This window comes from Streptomyces sp. NPDC090994, assembly GCF_044768905.1.
Lineage (GTDB): Bacteria > Actinomycetota > Actinomycetes > Streptomycetales > Streptomycetaceae > Streptomyces.
Genome location: NZ_JBIVWS010000001.1, coordinates 420,280 through 436,568 on the forward strand (window position 1 = coordinate 420,280; position 16,289 = coordinate 436,568).

Sequence of the window (16,289 nt, forward strand, 5' to 3'; positions counted from 1 at the left end):
GCGGCAGCGGAGAGTTGCGGGGGCGTCAGATCGCCGAGCCCGCCTTCCACTCGGCCCAGTCCATGTTCCAGCCGTTGAGGCCGTTGTCCGGGGCGATGGTGTCGTCGCCGGTGTTCTGGACCACGACCACGTCACCGATGAGGGAGTTGTCGTAGAACCAGGCGGCCGGGGTGCTGGAGTCGTTGGCGCCCTTGGTGTCCGACAGGCCCACACAGCCGTGGCTGGTGTTCTGGCTGCCGAAGATGGACTTGGCACCCCAGTAGTTGCCGTGGATGAAGGTGCCGGAGGTGCTCAGCCGCATGGCGTGCGGTACGTCCTTGATGTCGTACTCGCCCTTGCCGTCGTCGTCGGTGAAGCCGACCGTCGAGCCGTCCATCCGGGTCTCCTTGTACTTCTCGGAGATCACCATCTGGCCCTCGTAGGTCTTGTTCTCCGGGGAGCCGGCCGAGATCGGGATGGTCTTGATGGTCTTGCCGTCCTGCGTGACCTTCATCTGCTTGGTCTGCGCGTCGACGTAGGAGACCTGGTTGCGGCCGATCTTGAAGGTGACCGTCTTCTGCTGGACGCCGAAGACGCCGTCGGCGCCCTCGACGCCGTCGAGCGCGAGCTTCAGGGTGACGGTCGAGCCTTCCTTCCAGTACTCGTCGGGGCGGCAGTCCATGCGCTGGGTGCTGAACCAGTGACAGGCGACCTCCTGGCCGCTGTCGGTGTTGACCGTGATGCCCTTCTGGACGGCGGCCTTGTCGGTGATCTCCTTGTCGAAGTTGATCGAGACCGGCATGCCCACGCCGACCGTGGTGCCGTCGTCCGGCGTGAAGGTGCCGATGAAGCTGTTGTCCGGGGCGACCGTCGTGAACGACGCGTTCTCGTGCGCCGCGCGGCCGTCGGAGTCCTCGGCGGTGACCGTCAGCTTGTAGGTGGTGGCCCGCTCCAGCTGCGCGCTGGGCTTCCAGCTGGTCTTGTCGGCGGATATCTCGCCGCTGACCTCGGTGCCGTCCGAGGTGGTCATCTTGACCTCGGTGAGCGTGCCCTTGGTCACGGAGACGGTCGCGGAGTTGTTGATGGACGCGTTGTCGGACCCGTTCTTCGGCGTGATCTTGATCTGCGCCTCGGAGGTCTTCTCGGCCGCCGCCTTGTCGACCTGGGCCTGCGAGGACTCACCCCCGCCGCCGGCCGCGTCGTCGTCGCCGCCGGAACACGCCGAGAGCACCAGTACACCCCCGAGCAGCGCGGACGCGGCCGCGAGGCCCTTGCGCCGCTTACTGTTCGTCATCACACGCTTCTCCATCGCTACCGATTCCGGAAACCACGAGATTCCCCGTCAACCTGTTCAACGCTACGACCGGTTCGTCCCGTTCCACATGGCCCCCAGGTGTGGGCCACACCACGTCCGCGGGACGGACGCTCCCGCGCCGGTTTCGGTCCGTGCGCCGGGTGAGACGGCGAAACCCCGGGTGGCGGTTGCCGCCCGGGGTCACGGTTTCCCCAAGGGGCGTCAGCCGACCGTCACTTCCGGGCCACGCCCGCCGCCACCGCCTTCGCGGCCGCCGTCGCCGCCGTCTTCGTCGTCGCCGTATTCGTCGTACAGGGGGCCATCATCGTCGTCGAGACCCCAGTCCGGCGAATCGGGGTCGTAGTCGATCCACTCGCTGCTCCAGGACGCCTGCTGGAGTTCGACTCCCGGCACCTCGCTGACCAGGTCGAACGGGTCGACGAGATGGGCCAGCGCCTCCGCGGTGTCCTCCGTCACAGCGCCCTCGGCTCCCGTCCGCTCCGCCTCGGGCAGGGCGGCGTCCCCGGCGATCCGCCGCAGCGCGGCCCGGGTGACCGCCTCGTCGTCCTCGACCTCCAGGACGAGGTCGACACGAATCCGTACATACCGTGATGTCTCATCAGCGCTCATGTCCGGAGCGTACGGCCGGCGACCCCCGCGGCTTTCCGGTGACCCGCGCCTTTCACTAACATCGCCCCACACGGCCAATTCACCAGCGCCACAAGGGGATCGATATTCAGTGTCATCCGCTCGCCGTCCGTTGCTGACCGCCGCCGCCGCGGGCTCCCTGCTGTGCGCCCTGTGGTTCGTCCCGTCCGCCAACGCGACCCCGGAGACCGCTGCGGGAAACACCCCGTCGAGCAGCCCGTCTCCGCAGGTCACCGAGCAGGCGAGACTCGCCGCCACGGCCCCTGAGGCCGTCGACGGGAGCACCCGGCTGGCCGACACCGGCAGCTTCGACAGCACTCCCTACGTCATCGGCGGCACCGCCTGTCTGGGGCTGGGCGCCGGTTTCGTGGTCTATTCGGTGCGCCGAGAACGCCTGGGCTTCTGAGGAACTCGCGGAGGTCTCGCGTGCATCTCGCGAGGGTGTCACGAGGAACTTCTGAGGGTTTCTCAAAGCTTTTGGCGTTCTTGGCTTTTTCTTGACGCGCTGTGCCGGTGAAGTGAACTGTCACCGGCACAGCGCTTTCGTGCGGCTAGCGCAGCGGTCCGGTCACCGTCTCCGCCGCCTCGACCAGCCGCCCGTCCCGCACGAACGCGTCCGCGGCGGCCAGGTCGGGCGCCAGGAAGCGGTCCGGACCGGGGCCCTCGATCCCGGCCCGCCGCACGGCGTCGATCACGGCCCGGGAGGCCGGGGCCGGGGTGAGGCCCTCGCGGAGCTGGAGCGCCCGGGTGGCGGCGTACAGCTCGACGGCGATCACCCGGGTGAGGTTGTCGACGGCCGTGCGCAGCTTGCGCGCCGCCGACCAGCCCATCGACACGTGGTCCTCCTGCATGGCGGAGGACGGGATGGAGTCCGCCGACGCCGGTACGGCGAGCCGCTTCAACTCGCTGACCAGCGCGGCCTGCGTGTACTGGGCGATCATGAGCCCGGAGTCCACGCCGGGGTCGTCGGCGAGGAACGGCGGCAGACCGTGGCTGCGGTTCTTGTCCAGCAGCCGGTCGGTGCGCCGCTCGGCGATGGAGGCGAGGTCGGCGACGGCGATCGCGAGGAAGTCGAGGACGTAGGCGACGGGGGCGCCGTGGAAGTTGCCGTTGCTCTCCACCCTCCCGTCCGGCAGCACGACCGGGTTGTCCACCGCCGCCGCCAGCTCCCGCTCCGCGACCAGGCGGGCGTGGGCGAGGGTGTCCCGGCCGGCGCCGGCGACCTGCGGGGCGCAGCGCACCGAGTAGGCGTCCTGGACACGGGGGGCGTCGTCCTGGTGGTGGCCGGTGAGGCCGGAGCCCGCCAGCACGGCGGCCATGTTGGCGGCGGACGCGGCCTGTCCGGGGTGCGGGCGGATGGCGTGCAGCTCGGGGGCGAGCACCTTGTCGGTGCCGAGCAGGGCCTCCAGGGTGAGGGCGGCGGTGACGTCGGCCGACGTGTAGAGGGTGTCGAGGTCGGCGAGGGCCATGACCAGCATGCCGAGCATGCCGTCGGTGCCGTTGAGCAGGGCGAGGCCCTCCTTCTCGCGCAGCTCGACGGGGGTGATCCCGTGCTCCGCGAGCAACTCGCCGGCGGGCCGTACGGTCCCGTCCGCGCCCTCCGCCTCGCCCTCGCCCATCAGGGTCAGCGCGCAGTGGGACAGGGGCGCGAGGTCGCCGGAGCAGCCGAGGGAGCCGTACTCGTGCACGACGGGGGTGATCCCGGCGTTCAGTACGTCCGCCATGGTCCGCGCGACCTCGGGGCGGACGCCGGTGCGTCCGGAGCAGACGGTCTTCAGCCGCAGGAACATCAGGGCCCGGACGACCTCCCGCTCCACCCTCGGCCCCATGCCGGCGGCGTGCGAGCGGACGATGTTGCGCTGCAGCCGGGCCCGCAGCTCGGGGCTGATGTGCCGGGTCGCCAGGGCGCCGAAGCCGGTGCTGACGCCGTAGACGGGGTCCGGCTTGGCGGCCAGCGCGTCCACGGTCTCGCGGGCCGCGGCCAGCGCCGCCACCGCCTCCCCGGAGAGTTCGACCCGGGCGCCGCCGCGCGCCACGGCGAGGACGTCGGACGCGGTGACTCCGGCCGTCCCCACCACCACAGTATGCATATCCATATTCAGGAGCGTACGCAGTGAATGCGGTGGTGTCACCCCTGGGGCGGCCGTTCACCCCTTACATCGCGCGAGGCCGGCCGCCGGACCGGTAGGTTGCTGCGCCGAACACCCTTCTCCGGAGGTCCCGTTGAGCCCGTACAGGCCGTCGCCGCCGCAGTGGCGCAAGCCGTCGCCGCTGGGTTTCGGGGTGGCCGTGGACGCGGTGAGCAACGTCGCCGCGCCGCTGCTGGCGGGGTTCGCCGTCGCCGCGATCGGGGTGGTCGCCGCGGACAGCGACAAGTTCCGCTGGCCCGGCCCCGTCCTGCTGTTCCTGACCCTGGCGGCCCTGCTCTTCGTCACCTGCGTGCAGTTCGGCTTCCACGCCCGCCGGCACCTGTACTCGTACGCCGACATCACCGCCTGGTGGACCGAGGAGGAGGTACGGGACCGGCGTGACCTGCTGCGCGAGGAGCAGAACCACGACTTCGAACTGTGGGACGGCTGGCGCCGCCGCACCTACGTCGCCTACAGCGGCGGCCTGATCATGCTGTGGCTGGGCGTGTCCCTGGTTCTGGTACCGCCCGCGCCGGGTACCTCCCTGGACACACCGTTCCGCTGGGCGGCGGCGGCCGTGGCGGCCTGCGCGGCGGTGGGCGAGGCGGTGTGGAGCACGTATCCGTCGATCAGGCGCCGGGTGCGGCGGCGCCGGTTGCTTCGGGGGGACGCATGACGAGCGGCGATCCGCGGGAGTGGTGGGGCGACTACGAGAACCAGGGTGCGGCACCACCGCCCGCGCCCGCCGACGGCGCCTCTCCACCGGCGCCGCACCCCCAGGCGTACGGCGCCCCGCCACCCCCGTCGGCGACCTGCCCCGCCTGCCACCACACGTACCGGCACCAGCCGGGCTGCCCCCTCACCCCCCTCCCCGTGGAGGACGCCGCCGCCCTCGGCCACGACGCGGCGGTCGCGCGGGTACGGGAGCAGGGCGACGGCCGGCACCTGCCGGCCCCGGGAGCACCGGCCGCGGCGGCCCCGGCCTGCCCCGCCTGCCACCACACGATCAGGCACCGGCGGGGCTGCGCCCTCGAACCGCTGCCGGTGGACGACGCCGCGCTGCTCGGGTACGACGCGGCGCTCGACCGCGTCCACGCGCTCCTCGCCGCCGTACCGTCCAGGGGAGGGCCGCCCCCGGCGGACGCCTGCCCCGGCTGCCATCACACCCGCCGGCACGGACCGGGCTGCGAGCTGGCCGCGCTCACCGTGGCGGAAGCCTCCGCGCTCGGTCACCGCGCCGCCCTCGACCACCTCCGCGCCCGCACCGCGGCCGACGGCGGCGGGCCGCAGCCGCGTCCCGGCGGACTGCGCGGCTGGCTGCGGCGGCTGACCAGGAGGAGTTAGGGCGCGTGCCGCCCGCGGAAGCGGCGGCGCTCCCCGTCGCGCTCCTCCCCCGACGGCTGGTCGGCCAGGCGGACGACCGGGTCGTCGGGGCCCTCGCGGCCGGCGACGACCGGGCAGTCGGCGCGGTCCGCCTTCGCGCGGTACTGCGCGGCGTCCGCGAGCCGGAAGAGCCGGCGGGCGGAGCGGACCGGGCCGATCGGGTCGCCGGTGGAGGCCACCCCGCAGGCCACCCCGTCGCCCAGCTCCAGCACGGCGGCCCGGCGGCACAGCTCCCCGGCCGCCCCGACCACCGCGTCGGCGGGCGGGCCGACCGCCAGCAGGCAGAACTCGTCGCCGCCGAGCCGGGCCGCCAGCGCCCCCGGCAGCATCGCGCCGCACAGCGACAGCACCGAGCCGAACCGTTCCAGCAGCCGGTCGCCGACGGCGTGCCCGTGGGTGTCGTTGACCCGTTTGAGGCCGTTGAGGTCGCAGACGACGAGGCTGACCACCACACCGTCGCGGCGGTGGCGTTCCACGGCCTCGTCCAGGTGCGCGTCGACGGCGCGGCGGTTGGCCAGGCCGGTCAGCGCGTCGGTGTAGGCCAGGCGCCGTACCTCCTCCAGCCGCTCGGTCTGCGCGATCCCGGCGGCGACGACGGAGGCCAGGACGGTGGCGAAGTCGGCGTCGGCCCGTTCGAAGACGGGCTCCCCCACCGGCCGGGCCACGTACAGCTCGCCCCAGGCGCGGCCGTGCAGCACGATCGGGGCGACCACGCAGCAGCCGCGGCCCCGGCGGCGCAGGGCGGCGACGCGCTGATGGACGTAGCCCGGCCGTCCGGCCGCCGGGCCCCGGGCCGTCTCCACCCAGGCGTCGGGCTCGCCGCCGCCGGCCCAGCGTTCGTGCAGGAACTCGGTGATCTCCGCGAACTGGTGCACCGGGTAGGCCTCGTCCTCCGGGAACTCCTCCTCGCCCTCGGCCAGCTCCCCCACGTTCACCAGCACGCGCAGGCGGCCCAGCTCCCGTTCCCACACCGACAGCGCGGCGAAGCTGCCGCCCAGCGCCCGGCAGCCGCCGACGGCCGCCGCCCGCCACGCCTCCCGCAGGCCGTGCGCGGCGGCCATCCCCTGCGCCAGCGCGACGACGGCCGCGAGACGTCTGTCCTCACCCATTTCATTAGATTAGGGACATATGGGACGCGCCGCCGCTGGGGTCACCTCTCGGCTACTCCCCCGGCCACCGCGGCTTCCGCTTCTCGTTGAACGCCGCCACGCCCTCCGCCCGGTCCCCCGAGAACGCCACCGTCCGCCACGCCGCGTCCTCCACCTCCAGCCCGGCCCGCAGGTCCAGCCCCTGTCCGAGCCGCAGGGCCCGCTTGGCGGCGCGCAGGCCGACCGGGGAGTTGGCCGCGATCCGGCCGGCCAGGGCCAGCGCCTCCTCGCGGTCCCGTCCCTCGTCCACCAGCTGGTCGACCAGGCCCAGCTCGCGCGCCTCCGCCGCCTCCACCCGCCGCGCCGTGAAGACCAGCTCGGCGGCGCGCGCCGCCCCCACCCGGCGCGGCAGCAGCTGCGTACCGCCGCCCCCGGGGATCACCCCGACCGACACCTCGGGCAGCCCCACCACGGCCGTACGGTCGGCGACGATCACGTCGCAGGAGAGCGCCAGCTCGAAGCCGCCGCCCAGCGCGTACCCGTGCACGGCCGCGACCGTCGGCACCGGCAGCTCCAGTACGCCCGTGTACGCGCCCCGGGTGACCGGCCGCTGGCGCCGCAGGTCGGCGTCGGTGAAGGAGTTGCGCTCCTTGAGGTCGGCGCCCACGCAGAACGCCCGCTCATGGGTCGAGGTCAGCACCACCACCCGTACGCCCGGGTCCGCGCCCAGCGCCGCGCAGGCCGCGCCGATGGACCGGGCCATGCCGGTCGAGACGGCGTTCATGGCCTTGGGCCGGTCCAGCGCCAGTTCCGCGACGTGCCCGTCCGCGTGCCGCCGTACCAGCACGGACTCCCCGTACCGCTCCTCGCTCATGACACCCCTCCGGTTGAAGACGTCTACAACGGTTCGCCCCGCCGCGTCAGCAGCCAGGGTTCGACGACGCCGAGGCCGCGCACCGGGCGCTGCCACATCGGCTGGAGCGCGAAGCGGTAGGCCGGCGGCTCCTCGCCCTCCTTCTCCGCCGCCTCGGCCTCCTGGGCCGCCTGTGCCTCGGAGGCCGGCGCGTCCCCGGTGCGGATCAGCTCCTGCGCGAAGGCCGAGTCGACGAGGACGGCGTCGCGCGGAGCTATCGAGGTGAGCCGGGAGGCCAGGTTGACGGTGGTGCCGAAGACATCGCCCATCCGGGTGGTGACCGTGCCGAAGGCCATGCCGACCCGCAGCTCCGGCATCGTCTCGTCACCCGACATGGTCTCGATCAGCCGCAGGGCGATCTCGGCGGCCGTACCGGCGTCGTCCGCGGCGTAGAGGACCTCGTCGCCGAGCGTCTTGACCAGGCGTCCGCCGCGGGCGGCGATCAGGTCGGCGGCGGTGGTCTCGAAGGCCTCGACCAGCTCGCCGAGTTCCTCCTCCTCCATCCGGCGGGTCAGCCGGGTGAAGCCGACCAGGTCGGCGAAGCCGACGGCCAGGCGCCGGTCGACCATCTCCTCGTCGTCGGTGGCCTGCACGACCCGCCCGGCGGAGGCGGCGAGCTGGCGCCGCCAGACGTAGACGAGGAACTCCTCCAGCTCCGGCAGCAGCAGCTCGACGATCGGATACGTGACCTCGGTGCGGGTCATCCCCGGCTCCGGCGGCTCGGTCAGCCCCTCCAGGAAGGAGTCCATCTGCCACTCGGCCAGCCGGGCGGTGGTCTGCCCGGTGGACCGGGCCACCTGCACGGCCATCGCCTCGCTGAGCAGCCCGGCCTCCACCAGTCCGGCGAGGCGCCGCAGCGCCAGCACGTCGGCCTCGGTGAGCGCCTTGGCCTGCCCGATGTCGGCGAAGCCCATGGCCCGCCAGAAACGGGAGGCCAGTTCCATGGAGACGCCCGCGCTGCGAGCGGCCTGGAAGGGGGTGTAGCGGCGCCCGGCGCCCAGGATGAGCTGTTCCAGACGGAGCGCGAGCGGGTCGTCGCCGGGTTCGCCGGGTTCGGCGGGGTCCACCTCGCCGTTCCCGTCCGTGCCCGAGCCCGTGTCGTCTACGGTCACGCCTGCTGCCTTCCGATCTGCCGCGGTCAGATATCGACCGGGCCCAACTTTACGACAGCTGTGGGCCAGCTCACTCCCGCAAGCCGTCGGCGCACAGGCCGCGCACACTCACGCGGGCCGCAGGTGGACGATGTCCCCCGCGCCGACCGGTGCGCGCACCCCGTCCTCGGTGGCGAGCACCAGCCGTCCGTCGCCGTCCACCGCCACCGCCTCGCCGGCCAGGTCGGTGCCGCCCGGCAGCTCGGCCCGTACGGTGCGGCCGAGCGTCGCGCATCCGGCGGCGTACGCCTCCTGGAGCCCCGAGGGGCCCGGGTCGCCGCCGGCCGCGCGCCAGCGCCCGTACCACTCCTCCAGCGACCGCAGCACGGCGCGCAGCAGGGGGTCGCGGTCGGTGCTGACCGCGCCGGCCAGGGCGAGCGAGCCGGCGTGCGGGACGGGCAGTTCGGCGGCGCGCAGGGTGACGTTGACGCCGATGCCGACGACCACGCCGTCGCCGGCCCGTTCCGCGAGGATGCCGCCGGCCTTGCGTTCCTCGCCGCCGACGGTGACGAGGAGGTCGTTGGGCCACTTCAGGGCGGTGTCGACGCCGGCCGCGCGGGACAGGCCGGTGGCCACCGCGACGCCGGTGAGCAGCGGCAGCCAGCCCCAGCGGGCGACCGGGACCTCGGCGGGCGTCAGCAGGACGGAGCAGAACAGGCCCGAGCGGGCCGGTGCGGTCCACCGCCGGTCCAGGCGGCCCCGGGCGGCGTTCTGCTCCTCCGCGACCAGGACGGTGCCCTCCGTCGCCCGGCCGGCGGCGGCCCGCGCCACCAGGTCGGAGTTGGTGGAGCCGGTGCGCTGCACGACGTCCACCTCGCGCCACAGCCCGCCCGGCCGCACCAGGCCGCGCCGCAGGGCGGTGGCGTTCAGGGGCGGCCGGTCCAGGTCGGACCACCGGCTGCGGCTGCGGTCTGCGTCATCTCGCGGAGTCATGCAAGCCACCCTAGGTGTGGCAAACGCCGCACTGCCGATCGGTAGGCGCCCCACTACGCTGCGATGAACAACCGACCGCTCATTTGACCAGGCAGGGAGCCCCATCCCGATGTCCGAGCCGGAAGGGCAGCAGCCCGACATCCACACCACCGCGGGCAAGCTCGCGGACCTGCGACGCCGTGTCGACGAGGCGACGCACGCCGGTTCGCAGCGTGCCGTCGAGAAGCAGCACGCCAAAGGCAAGCTGACGGCCCGTGAGCGGATCGCCCTGCTTCTCGACGAGGACAGCTTCGTCGAGCTGGACGAGTTCGCCCGGCACCGCTCCACCAACTTCGGCCTGGCGGACAACCGCCCCTACGGCGACGGCGTCGTCACCGGCTACGGCACGGTCGACGGCCGTCCGGTCGCCGTCTTCTCCCAGGACTTCACCGTCTTCGGCGGCGCGCTCGGCGAGACGTACGGGCAGAAGATCTGCAAGGTGATGGACTTCGCGCTGAAGACCGGCTGTCCGGTCATCGGCATCAACGACTCCGGCGGCGCCCGCATCCAGGAGGGCGTGGCCTCGCTCGGCGCGTACGGCGAGATCTTCCGCCGCAACACCCACGCCAGCGGTGTGATCCCGCAGATCTCGCTGGTCGTCGGCCCCTGCGCGGGCGGCGCGGTCTACTCCCCGGCGATCACCGACTTCACCGTCATGGTCGACCAGACGTCCCACATGTTCATCACCGGCCCGGACGTCATCAAGACGGTGACCGGCGAGGACGTCGGCTTCGAGGAGCTGGGCGGCGCCCGCACCCACAACACCGCCTCCGGCGTGGCCCACCACATGGCCGGCGACGAGAAGGACGCCATCGAGTACGTCAAGCAGCTGCTGTCGTACCTGCCGTCCAACAACCTCTCCGAGCCGCCCGCCTTCCCCGAGGAGGCCGACCTCACGGTCACCGACGAGGACCGCGAGCTGGACGTCATCGTCCCGGACTCCGCCAACCAGCCCTACGACATGCACGCCGTCATCGAGCACGTCCTCGACGACGCGGAGTTCTTCGAGACGCAGGCGATGTACGCGCCGAACATCCTCACCGGCTTCGGCCGCGTCGAGGGCCGCCCGGTCGGCGTGGTCGCCAACCAGCCGATGCAGTTCGCCGGGTGCCTGGACATCACCGCGAGCGAGAAGGCCGCCCGCTTCGTCCGCACCTGCGACGCCTTCAACGTGCCCGTCCTGACCTTCGTCGACGTCCCCGGCTTCCTGCCCGGCGTCGGCCAGGAGCACGACGGCATCATCCGCCGCGGCGCCAAGCTGATCTACGCCTACGCGGAGGCGACGGTCCCGCTGATCACGGTGATCACCCGCAAGGCGTTCGGCGGCGCGTACGACGTGATGGGCTCCAAGCACCTGGGCGCCGACCTCAACCTGGCCTGGCCCACCGCCCAGATCGCCGTGATGGGCGCGCAGGGCGCCGTCAACATCCTGCACCGCCGCGCCATCGCCGACGCCGACGACCCCGAGGCCGCCCGGGCCCGGCTGATGCGGGAGTACGAGGACACCCTCCTCAACCCCTACACCGCCGCCGAGCGCGGCTACGTCGACGCCGTGATCATGCCGTCCGACACCCGCGCCCACGTCGTCCGCGGCCTGCGCCAGCTCCGCACCAAGCGCGAGTCCCTCCCCCCGAAGAAGCACGGCAACATCCCCCTCTGAGCCCTGTGAGGAGCCGCTGTGACCATCAAGGTCATACGGGGCAACCCGTCCCCGGAGGAACTGGCCGCCGCCCTGGCGGTGGTCAGGGCCCGCGCCGCGACGCCGCCCCCCGAACCGCCCCCGGAGCCGACGGCCGACGCCTGGTCCGACCCGTCCCGCATAGCGAGGACGAGACTCCCCCACCCGGGCCCGGCTGCCTGGTCCCGCACGTACTGGCCGGGTGCTTGAGGGGCGCGGGGAACCGCGCACAGCAGGACAGCACAGGGCGCCGATCTGAGTACCCCTACTCAGGCGCCCTCCCGGCTCAAGCCCCACGCTGGTGGCATGCTCTGGTCCGACCCCGACGACAAGCCCCCCAAGGAGCTGCGCGACGCGCAGGCCATGCTCCGGCGGCTCGGTCTGCTCATGGCCCTGGCCATGATCGCGGCGATGGTCGTGATCTACACGAGATGACGATCTGCACGAGGTGACGATCCACACGAGGTGACGATCCACACGAGGTGACGATCCGCACGAGGTGACGTGGTCTGCACGAGGTGAGCCGGAGGCCCCCGCGTGACTAACCTGACCGCATGACTGATCAGCCCCGCCGCCGACTCGTCCTCGCCTCCCAGTCCCCCGCCCGGCTGGGCCTGCTGCGCCAAGCCGGACTCACCCCCGAGGTGATCGTCAGCGGTGTCGACGAGGACGCCGTCACCGCCCCCACCCCGGCCGAGCTGGCCCTCGCCCTCGCCGAGGCCAAGGCGTCCGTCGTGGCCGCCCGGCCGGAGGTGCACGGCGCCCTGGTGATCGGCTGCGACTCGGTCCTCGACCTGGACGGCCGGGCCCTCGGCAAGCCCGCCGACGCCGAGGAGGCCACCGCCCGCTGGAAGGCGATGCGCGGCCGGGCGGGCACCCTGCAGACCGGGCACTGCGTCTGGGACACGGCCACCGGCCGCCACACCTCCGCCACCGCCTCCACCGTCGTCCGCTTCGGTGACCCCAGCGACGAGGAGATCGCCGCCTACGTCGCCTCCGGCGAGCCGCTGCACGTCGCCGGGGCGTTCACCCTGGACGGCCGCTCGGCGCCGTTCGTCGACGGCATCGAGGGCGACCACGGCAACGTGATCGGCCTCAGCCTGCCGCTGCTGCGCCGGCTCCTGGCGGAACTGGGCGTCGGCATCACGGAGTTGTGGGCGCCGGCGGAGAGCTGACCCGGTCGCGGGGTTCCTCGGGCGCGTCGTGGGTCATCAGCAGCAGCACGACCAGCCCGAGGACCAGGACCATGAAGACGAAGGCCGCCGGTCCCACCAGCCCCCAGCACAGGGCGCCGAGCAGCCCGTGCACCACGGCCGCGCTGATCAGCAGGGCCCGGCCGAGGCCGGCCGGCGGGCGGTCGCGCACCGCCACCAGCAGGGCGACCAGGCCGCACAGGGCGAAGTAGAGCCCGAAGACGAGACCGCCGGTCTTCGCGGAGACCGCCATCGCGCCCGCGTCCAGCCCGGCCAGGGACATCTCCTGCCGGTCGACGACGACCCCGAGGAACCAGTTCAGCGCCGCGACGCCGAGCGCCTCGGCGAAGAACACGACCGCCACCGCCCACGCCACCGGCCTGCGCACCATCGCGACCGCCACCCTTACCCGGAGTACGTTCGGTTCGTCGCGGACGCTACTAGCGGGTAGAACCAGGGGCAAGAGTCGTGTCGGTGGCAAAGAATCATTGGTCCATTCGTAGGGACTCGACAAAGAAACGGAGTGGGGCGCAGCACGCTCTCACAGAGACCTTGACCACATCGGGCGGCTAGGGTTTGCCGGAGGAGTCCGCCGCACCCTGATGCGACAAGGGCTTTCGCGGGTCGAGCAAGCCTCGCATCACACTCCGTGTGGGCAAGCTCACCACTGGGGACGGGTCGAAGGCTCGTGTCGGCAGTCCCTAAACTCGGCTTGTTTCAAGGAGGGAGCCTCAATCGTGCGCAAGGTGCTCATCGCCAACCGTGGCGAAATCGCTGTCCGCGTGGCCCGGGCCTGCCGGGACGCCGGGATCGCGAGCGTGGCCGTCTACGCCGACCCGGACCGGGACGCTCTGCATGTCCGCGCCGCGGATGAGGCGTTCGCCCTGGGCGGTGACACTCCGGCGACCAGCTACCTGGACATCGGCAAGGTGCTGAAGGCGGCGCGCGAGTCGGGCGCGGACGCCGTCCACCCCGGCTACGGCTTCCTCTCGGAGAACGCCGAGTTCGCCCAGGCCGTCCTCGACGCGGACCTGATCTGGATCGGCCCGCCGCCGCAGGCCATCCGCGACCTCGGTGACAAGGTCGCCGCCCGGCACATCGCCCAGCGCGCCGGTGCCCCGCTGGTCGCCGGTACGCCCGACCCGGTGAGCGGGGCCGACGAGGTCGTCGCGTTCGCCGAGGAACACGGTCTGCCGATCGCCATCAAGGCGGCCTTCGGCGGCGGCGGGCGCGGCCTGAAGGTGGCCCGCACGCTCGAAGAGGTCCCGGAGCTGTACGACTCGGCGGTCCGCGAGGCCGTGGCGGCGTTCGGGCGCGGGGAGTGCTTCGTGGAGCGCTACCTGGACAAGCCCCGGCACGTGGAGACCCAGTGCCTGGCCGACCAGCACGGCAACGTGGTGGTCGTCTCCACCCGTGACTGCTCCCTCCAGCGCCGGCACCAGAAGCTGGTCGAGGAGGCCCCGGCGCCGTTCCTCTCCCAGGACCAGCTCGACCAGCTGTATTCCGCCTCCAAGGCGATCCTGAAGGAGGCCGGCTACGTCGGCGCCGGCACGGTCGAGTTCCTGGTCGGCCTGGACGGCACGATCTCCTTCCTGGAGGTCAACACCCGCCTCCAGGTCGAGCACCCGGTGACCGAGGAGGTCGCCGGCATCGACCTGGTCCGCGAGATGTTCCGCATCGCCGACGGCGAGGAGCTGGGCTACGGCGACCCGGTGCTGCGCGGCCACTCCTTCGAGTTCCGGATCAACGGCGAGGACCCGGGGCGCAACTTCCTCCCGGCGCCCGGCACCGTCACCACCTTCGCCCCGCCGTCCGGTCCCGGTGTCCGGCTGGACGCGGGCGTGGAGTCCGGCTCGGTCATCGGCCCGGCGTGGGACTCCCTGCTCGCCAAGCTGATCGTCACCGGCCGCACCCGCAAGGAGGCGCTGGAGCGGGCCTCCCGCGCCCTGGAGGAGTTCCAGGTCGAGGGCATGGCGACGGCCATTCCGTTCCACCGGGCGGTCGTCAGGGACCCGGCGTTCGCGCCGGAGCTGACCGGCTCCGCCGACCCGTTCACGGTCCACACCCGCTGGATCGAGACCGAGTTCGTCAACGAGATCAAGCCCTTCGCGGCCGGTGCCGGCGCGGACACCGACGAGGAGGCGGCCGGCCGCGAGACGGTCGTCGTCGAGGTCGGCGGCAAGCGGCTGGAGGTCTCCCTGCCGTCGTCGCTGGGCATGTCCCTGGCCCGTACGGGCCTTGCGGCCGGCGCCAAGCCCAAGCGCCGGGCGGCGAAGAAGTCCGGCCCGGCGGCCTCCGGCGACACCCTCGCCTCGCCCATGCAGGGCACCATCGTGAAGGTCGCGGTGGAGGAGGGCCAGGAGGTCAAGGAGGGCGACCTGATCGTCGTCCTGGAGGCCATGAAGATGGAACAGCCCCTCAACGCCCACAAGTCCGGCACCGTCAAGGGCCTGGGCGCCGAGATCGGCGCGTCGGTCACGTCCGGTGCGGCGATCTGCGAGATCAAGGACTGACGGCACGGCACGTACCCGGGCGCCCGGTGGACCGCAGCGGTCGGTCCGCCGGGCGCCTTGTCGTGCGACGCCCTGTCGTGCGACGCCTTGTCGTGCGACGCCCTGTCGTGCGACGCCCTGTCGTGCGACATCTTGTCGTGCGACGCGACGGACCTCACTTCGGGGTCCGGGGCGCAGGACCCGACGGCCTCGCCCCGGGGTCCGGGGCGTACGTCCCGCCGGAGTCCGGGCGACGGCTCAGCGCCGCCGCAGGTCGGCGACCCGGGCCCGCTGTTCCGCCCCGGTGCCCTGGTCCAGCGACGCGGCCGTACGCAGTCCCGGACCCGCCCCGGGGACCTGGCGGCGCGGGCCGGGCAGGGGCACGTCCCGGCGCTGCTGGCGCGCCGGACCGGCCTCATCCCCCGGGCCTGGCCGGCCCGCCGCTCCCCCCGAGGCACCGGCCACGGCGATCTGTACGCCCTGGTCGGCAAGGGCCTGGAGTTCGGCGCCCGCGCGGTCGTCGTGACCGGGCGGCTCGTCCGTCACCAGGCGGGTGATCTCCTCCGTGGGCACGGTCTGGAACATGGTGTCGGTGCCCAGCTTGGTGTGGTCGGCCAGGACGACGACCTCGGCGGCGGCCTGCACCAGCGCCCGGTCGACGGAGGCCGAGAGCATGTTGGAGGTGGACAGCCCCCGCTCGGCGGTCAGCCCACTGCCCGAGATGAAGGCCTTGGAGACCCGCAGCCCCTGGAGGGACTGCTCGGCGCCGCTGCCGACGAGGGCGTAGTTGGACCCTCTCAGCGTGCCGCCGGTCATCACGACCTCCACCCGGTTGGCGTGGGCGAGCGCCTGGGCGACCAGCAGGGAGTTGGTGACCACCGTCAGGCCGGGCACCCGGGCGAGCCGGCGGGCCAGCTCCTGGGTGGTGGTTCCCGCCCCGACCACGATGGCCTCGCCCTCCTCGACGAGGCCCGCGGCGAGATCGGCGATGGCCGTCTTCTCGGCGGTCGCGAGATGGGACTTCTGCGGAAAGCCGGACTCCCGCGTGAAACCGCCCGGCAGTACCGCACCGCCGTGCCGGCGGTCGAGGAGTCCTTCTGCCTCCAGCGCGCGCACGTCCCGCCGTACGGTCACTTCGGAGGTCTGGACGACGCGGGCGAGTTCACGGAGCGACACGGCCCCGTTCGCTCGCACCATTTCGAGGATCAATTGGCGACGTTCTGCAGCGAACACGAAACTGACAGTAACCCCAGCGACCGTCTGCTTTCAGCAGTTTGCGCCGAATAACAGAAGTTGTTCGCACTGCCCCACCGGAAGTGGTATAAGCCCGCGCCCGGCCCCGTGACCAGCGGCGACCAGGCGGGACCCG

The 16,289-nt window shown here is 72.8% G+C and carries 17 protein-coding genes; 8 read left to right on the forward strand and 9 right to left on the reverse strand.

What is annotated here, in order from left to right; translation table 11 throughout:
* Nucleotides 1-25: 25 nt before the first annotated feature.
* Nucleotides 26-1,273, reverse strand: a complete 1,248-nt coding sequence (locus tag ACIQR3_RS01965) for an Ig-like domain-containing protein (protein ID WP_403532835.1) — start codon at nucleotides 1,271-1,273, stop codon at nucleotides 26-28.
* A 222-nt stretch (nucleotides 1,274-1,495) separates the two neighbouring features.
* Nucleotides 1,496-1,903, reverse strand: a complete 408-nt coding sequence (locus ACIQR3_RS01970) for a hypothetical protein (RefSeq protein ID WP_403532837.1) — start codon at nucleotides 1,901-1,903, stop codon at nucleotides 1,496-1,498.
* A gap of 109 nt (nucleotides 1,904-2,012) precedes the next feature.
* On the opposite strand from ACIQR3_RS01970, the gene ACIQR3_RS01975 reads away from it, so the two are divergent.
* On the forward strand, nucleotides 2,013-2,327 hold the full coding sequence (locus tag ACIQR3_RS01975) for a hypothetical protein (RefSeq protein WP_403532839.1): 315 nt from the start codon (nucleotides 2,013-2,015) through the stop codon (nucleotides 2,325-2,327).
* Between the two features lie 145 nt (nucleotides 2,328-2,472).
* Here the strand turns inward: ACIQR3_RS01975 and hutH are convergent, their stop codons facing one another.
* Nucleotides 2,473-4,011 (reverse strand): histidine ammonia-lyase, encoded by a 1,539-nt coding sequence (gene hutH / locus ACIQR3_RS01980; RefSeq protein WP_403533949.1) that lies wholly within the window; start codon nucleotides 4,009-4,011, stop codon nucleotides 2,473-2,475.
* A 133-nt stretch (nucleotides 4,012-4,144) separates the two neighbouring features.
* Here hutH and ACIQR3_RS01985 point away from each other — a divergent pair, with 133 nt between their 5' ends.
* Both ACIQR3_RS01985 and ACIQR3_RS01990 read left to right on the forward strand, forming a co-directional pair.
* On the forward strand, nucleotides 4,145-4,726 hold the full coding sequence (locus ACIQR3_RS01985) for a hypothetical protein (RefSeq protein WP_403532841.1): 582 nt from the start codon (nucleotides 4,145-4,147) through the stop codon (nucleotides 4,724-4,726).
* Nucleotides 4,723-5,394, forward strand: coding sequence for a hypothetical protein (locus ACIQR3_RS01990; protein ID WP_403532843.1), 672 nt, complete (start codon nucleotides 4,723-4,725; stop codon nucleotides 5,392-5,394). Before ACIQR3_RS01985 ends, ACIQR3_RS01990 begins: the two co-directional genes overlap by 4 nt.
* On the opposite strand, the gene ACIQR3_RS01995 is transcribed toward ACIQR3_RS01990, so the two are convergent.
* The 4 genes from ACIQR3_RS01995 to ACIQR3_RS02010 all read right to left on the reverse strand — a co-directional run bounded on the left by ACIQR3_RS01995 (nucleotide 5,391) and on the right by ACIQR3_RS02010 (nucleotide 9,518).
* Nucleotides 5,391-6,542, reverse strand: a complete 1,152-nt coding sequence (locus ACIQR3_RS01995; RefSeq protein ID WP_403532845.1) for a diguanylate cyclase domain-containing protein — start codon at nucleotides 6,540-6,542, stop codon at nucleotides 5,391-5,393. The genes ACIQR3_RS01990 and ACIQR3_RS01995 overlap by 4 nt on opposite strands.
* A gap of 52 nt (nucleotides 6,543-6,594) precedes the next feature.
* Nucleotides 6,595-7,395 carry an enoyl-CoA hydratase/isomerase family protein gene (locus ACIQR3_RS02000; RefSeq protein ID WP_215164584.1) on the reverse strand — a complete coding sequence of 267 codons (801 nt, stop codon included), beginning with the start codon at nucleotides 7,393-7,395 and terminating at the stop codon, nucleotides 6,595-6,597.
* Nucleotides 7,396-7,418: 23 nt separating this feature from the next.
* Complete coding sequence (locus ACIQR3_RS02005; RefSeq protein ID WP_403532847.1) at nucleotides 7,419-8,546, reverse strand: adenylate/guanylate cyclase domain-containing protein; 1,128 nt, start codon at nucleotides 8,544-8,546, stop codon at nucleotides 7,419-7,421.
* Between the two features lie 108 nt (nucleotides 8,547-8,654).
* Complete coding sequence (locus tag ACIQR3_RS02010; protein ID WP_403532849.1) at nucleotides 8,655-9,518, reverse strand: biotin--[acetyl-CoA-carboxylase] ligase; 864 nt, start codon at nucleotides 9,516-9,518, stop codon at nucleotides 8,655-8,657.
* Between the two features lie 109 nt (nucleotides 9,519-9,627).
* Here ACIQR3_RS02010 and ACIQR3_RS02015 point away from each other — a divergent pair, with 109 nt between their 5' ends.
* From ACIQR3_RS02015 to ACIQR3_RS02030, 4 genes are all read left to right on the forward strand, one after another.
* Nucleotides 9,628-11,217 carry an acyl-CoA carboxylase subunit beta gene (locus ACIQR3_RS02015; protein WP_403532851.1) on the forward strand — a complete coding sequence of 530 codons (1,590 nt, stop codon included), beginning with the start codon at nucleotides 9,628-9,630 and terminating at the stop codon, nucleotides 11,215-11,217.
* Between the two features lie 18 nt (nucleotides 11,218-11,235).
* A complete protein-coding gene (locus ACIQR3_RS02020) occupies nucleotides 11,236-11,445 on the forward strand; it encodes an acyl-CoA carboxylase epsilon subunit (protein WP_403532853.1) in 210 nt (69 codons plus the stop codon).
* A 96-nt stretch (nucleotides 11,446-11,541) separates the two neighbouring features.
* Entirely contained in the window at nucleotides 11,542-11,670 is a 129-nt protein-coding gene (mmpB, locus tag ACIQR3_RS02025; protein WP_403532855.1) for a morphogenic membrane protein MmpB, read from the forward strand.
* A gap of 119 nt (nucleotides 11,671-11,789) precedes the next feature.
* Nucleotides 11,790-12,410 (forward strand): nucleoside triphosphate pyrophosphatase, encoded by a 621-nt coding sequence (locus tag ACIQR3_RS02030; protein WP_215164579.1) that lies wholly within the window; start codon nucleotides 11,790-11,792, stop codon nucleotides 12,408-12,410.
* Here the strand turns inward: ACIQR3_RS02030 and ACIQR3_RS02035 are convergent.
* Nucleotides 12,379-12,819: a hypothetical protein gene (locus ACIQR3_RS02035; RefSeq protein WP_403532857.1), complete on the reverse strand. Its 441-nt coding sequence runs from the start codon at nucleotides 12,817-12,819 to the stop codon at nucleotides 12,379-12,381. The genes ACIQR3_RS02030 and ACIQR3_RS02035 overlap by 32 nt on opposite strands.
* Nucleotides 12,820-13,165: 346 nt before the next feature.
* On the opposite strand from ACIQR3_RS02035, the gene ACIQR3_RS02040 reads away from it, so the two are divergent.
* On the forward strand, nucleotides 13,166-14,941 hold the full coding sequence (locus ACIQR3_RS02040; RefSeq protein ID WP_403532859.1) for an acetyl/propionyl/methylcrotonyl-CoA carboxylase subunit alpha: 1,776 nt from the start codon (nucleotides 13,166-13,168) through the stop codon (nucleotides 14,939-14,941).
* 237 nt (nucleotides 14,942-15,178) lie between these two features.
* Here the strand turns inward: ACIQR3_RS02040 and ACIQR3_RS02045 are convergent, their stop codons facing one another.
* Nucleotides 15,179-16,153 (reverse strand): DeoR/GlpR family DNA-binding transcription regulator, encoded by a 975-nt coding sequence (locus tag ACIQR3_RS02045; RefSeq protein WP_403532861.1) that lies wholly within the window; start codon nucleotides 16,151-16,153, stop codon nucleotides 15,179-15,181.
* Nucleotides 16,154-16,289: the final 136 nt, after the last annotated feature.

Excerpts from the sequence above, each read along its gene's own strand:
- ACIQR3_RS01965 (WP_403532835.1), bottom strand. The coding sequence starts at position 1,273 with ATGACGAACAGTAAGCGGCGCAAGGGCCTCGCGGCCGCGTCCGCGCTG.
- ACIQR3_RS01970 (WP_403532837.1), bottom strand. The coding sequence starts at position 1,903 with ATGAGCGCTGATGAGACATCACGGTATGTACGGATTCGTGTCGACCTC.
- hutH (WP_403533949.1), bottom strand. The coding sequence starts at position 4,011 with ATGCATACTGTGGTGGTGGGGACGGCCGGAGTCACCGCGTCCGACGTC.
- ACIQR3_RS01990 (WP_403532843.1), top strand. The coding sequence starts at position 4,723 with ATGACGAGCGGCGATCCGCGGGAGTGGTGGGGCGACTACGAGAACCAG.
- ACIQR3_RS01995 (WP_403532845.1), bottom strand. The coding sequence starts at position 6,542 with ATGGGTGAGGACAGACGTCTCGCGGCCGTCGTCGCGCTGGCGCAGGGG.
- ACIQR3_RS02000 (WP_215164584.1), bottom strand. The coding sequence starts at position 7,395 with ATGAGCGAGGAGCGGTACGGGGAGTCCGTGCTGGTACGGCGGCACGCG.
- ACIQR3_RS02010 (WP_403532849.1), bottom strand. The coding sequence starts at position 9,518 with ATGACTCCGCGAGATGACGCAGACCGCAGCCGCAGCCGGTGGTCCGAC.
- ACIQR3_RS02015 (WP_403532851.1), top strand. The coding sequence starts at position 9,628 with ATGTCCGAGCCGGAAGGGCAGCAGCCCGACATCCACACCACCGCGGGC.
- mmpB (WP_403532855.1), top strand. The coding sequence starts at position 11,542 with ATGCTCTGGTCCGACCCCGACGACAAGCCCCCCAAGGAGCTGCGCGAC.
- ACIQR3_RS02030 (WP_215164579.1), top strand. The coding sequence starts at position 11,790 with ATGACTGATCAGCCCCGCCGCCGACTCGTCCTCGCCTCCCAGTCCCCC.
- ACIQR3_RS02035 (WP_403532857.1), bottom strand. The coding sequence starts at position 12,819 with ATGGTGCGCAGGCCGGTGGCGTGGGCGGTGGCGGTCGTGTTCTTCGCC.